Genomic DNA, 2,653 nt, shown 5'->3' with positions numbered 1-2,653 from the left:
TCTTCTGAAAACTCAGAGTATTCATCAACAATGCTATCAGTCATATATTCTAGCCTTTCTTCTGCTGAGAGTTCTTCTAGTGAATCATAAGAAATAAATGAGCATAATTCGGACAACGGACCCTTTTCCATTACCGAAAAAACTGGACGATTTATTTGCTTAACAAATAATTCTCTGCGACTTATTGGAGCAACTATATGAATTTTAATATCTAGCATGGGCTGTAGAGCTAAAAGATCAGCCATTCTAAGTATTCCCGAAAATATAGAAGTAGTATCTTCAACTTCAAATGCTCTCACAATCGATCTTCTTTTTATCCAAAGAACATCAATATTTCTTATCGTCTTGAGTGTTGTTTCATCAAATACAAGAGGCAAATCTTCTAACAACGATTCATTTTGTGGTTTCCATAATTCTAAAATCTTATGTCTATCGTTCATCTGAATCCAAATCTTAAATCCTAACTTTTCGCCAATTTCAGCAAGCTTGGCCTGCGCCTTAATTGAGTTTCTAACATCTTCTTCGTCAATTAAATCGCTTTGCTTTTTAACTTCTTCTTCTTCGTCATCAGGAATAGTTACAATAACTTCTTTTTTATTCCCCAATTTAATTTTTGATGATTTTAATTTCTTTTGATCCAAATCAGAAAATGGATATTCAACCTGTTTTTCTTTTTGATCAAGTAATAATTTTTCTATAAACTCACAATCCTCCTTTGGCCATAATTTTGGACTAGAAAAAACCATATAAGTCCATTGATTACTGTCTTTTTCCAAATTCTTAGTAAAAGATAATTTATTCCATAAAACCTCTTCGCGAATAGGAATAGCTTTTTCTAATGGAAGCCAAACTATCGGAGCTACTTTAAACCTTAAGATAAAGGGGTCATCTTTTTCTACAAAAATTGGACTTTCGTCAATAAATAGGCCACTTTCTATTTCAAAAACTCCAATAAATCGTTGGATTCTTGTGCAATAACAAACAAACTTATCTCCAGGGCCAATGTTTTGATTTTGAATATATGTTTTTCTTGAGACTCTAAATCCACTCACATCTTGTGAAGAGCTAGTAAAAGCTTTTGCGGTTTCTGGTGAAAAAAGATTTATAAAATAATTCATATTACTATTAATGATAGTTATTTTAGTATAACACAAAACAAAAACCTGAGAAATATCTCGGGAATGCGATAGAAAAAAACTAAAAATCTTGGCTCCCCCTACAGGACGTATTTAGAACATTAGACTGGAATAAAATTAAACAAGAAATTGAGCCTTTAAGGGGTTTATTAATAAAGAATTGTTGTATCTAAACAATAATCTTTCTTATAAACTAATAAGCCAAGGCAATGTATTCATCTTAAAATCCTATCCTACTTGGAAGGGCAGGAAACAAACCCCTCCCTTGAGGAAAGGGATATGGGCATATCCAAGTTGCACCATTCCATTCTGGCCTTGAATTATTAAGACAAGGAGGTTTCTCTTTATAAACACACTCATCCTCTTCAAACACCCAACCATCTCCTTTTGTTCTACATTGATTTTCTAACATTGATTGTCTTCTTTCTTTTTCTTCATTAAGCATGTTTTTTAGTTGCTCTGTTGAAAGTTCAGGATTGTAAGTAAAACCCGGTATTTCATCAAGCTCTGCCATAATTTGTTCCCTTTCTTTTTTTTCTTCTTCTTCAATCCTTTCTCTTTCTTTTTGCTTTTCTTCTTCCTTTATACCCTCCTTAACCTCCTGAATAATTTGTTCTTTTAGCGTCTCCTGCATATTTTCTTGTTCTCCTGCCTGTTGTTGCAATAATGCCATTAGCTGCATTTGAAGATCTAAAACTCTTTTAAGAAGAATGACTAATTGCTCTTGCAAGGAGGCAGCAATATCTTCATTGGTTTGAGCCCTTAAAAAACCAGCTGGGATAAAAAGAAAGGAGAAAATAAGCATAAACACAATAATTTGTTTCATATTAATGAAAAATAACTTTGGAATTAAATTGCAACCTTCTATTTGATTATATAATGATTAATATCTCTTTACAAGTAATGCTTAAGATATAAAAAGGCAACCGCCAAGCGAGCCCCACCGTTTAAGATGTCGCTTTTTGGTTGCCAGACAAATTATACCACATCAAAAACCCGAGACAACAAATCTCGGGTGAAAAATCGGAGTTAAACCAGGAAAAAATCCGATTGGAAGAATTACTCACAGATACAGGAGATAGAATTAATAAACAGTTAGAGAAGGCCGAGAAAGCCTTCTGCTTTGCTAAAAAAGCTAAAGAAAGATTTGAGAATGGAGAGGTTGAAGACAAAAAAGAAATTCTAACAGCTTTAGGTTCGAACCTCATTTTAAAAGACAAAAAGCTAAGTATAACAACACCAAAACCACTTTTCCTTTATTGGAAAAGTGGCCAAACAGGTTAAAGCAATTAATCAAAGGTTAGAATCTCTGAAAAACCGCATAACAAACAACGAATTAGAAAAAATCTATCTTCAAAATCCTACGTTGCTCCGCGGGTAGATATCCCACGCATAAGGGTCCTTCGTCTTCGGCTTCGGAACACCATGCTTCGGACTACTTTTTCTGCCCTGAGAAAAATCCTTCGCTAAAGCATTTCTCAATATTTGCCTTAGACTACTTTTACCAGTGAGGCTAA

The 2,653-nt window shown here is 33.7% G+C and carries 3 protein-coding genes; 1 reads left to right on the top strand and 2 read right to left on the bottom strand.

Annotation, left to right across the window (positions count from 1 at the left end; genetic code table 11):
- On the bottom strand, positions 1-1,118 hold a 1,118-nt coding region (locus PHI88_03745; protein ID MDD5552241.1), incomplete at its 3' end, for a hypothetical protein.
- 238 nt (positions 1,119-1,356) lie between these two features.
- On the bottom strand, positions 1,357-1,962 hold the full coding sequence (locus PHI88_03740) for a hypothetical protein (GenBank protein MDD5552240.1): 606 nt from the start codon (positions 1,960-1,962) through the stop codon (positions 1,357-1,359).
- 224 nt (positions 1,963-2,186) lie between these two features.
- Between PHI88_03740 and PHI88_03735 the strand changes: the two genes are divergently transcribed.
- A complete protein-coding gene (locus tag PHI88_03735) occupies positions 2,187-2,420 on the top strand; it encodes a hypothetical protein (protein MDD5552239.1) in 234 nt (77 codons plus the stop codon).
- The last annotated feature ends 233 nt before the right edge of the window (positions 2,421-2,653 follow it).

Source organism: Candidatus Paceibacterota bacterium, assembly GCA_028716825.1.
Lineage (GTDB): Bacteria > Patescibacteriota > Minisyncoccia > Minisyncoccales.
The sequence above is the reverse complement of the archived record's forward strand: the minus strand, read 5'-3'. Positions and strand labels throughout refer to the sequence as shown.

Bases quoted from the DNA above. Each gene is read 5' to 3' on its own strand.
- PHI88_03740 (MDD5552240.1), bottom strand. From the start codon at position 1,962: ATGAAACAAATTATTGTGTTTATGCTTATTTTCTCCTTTCTTTTTATC.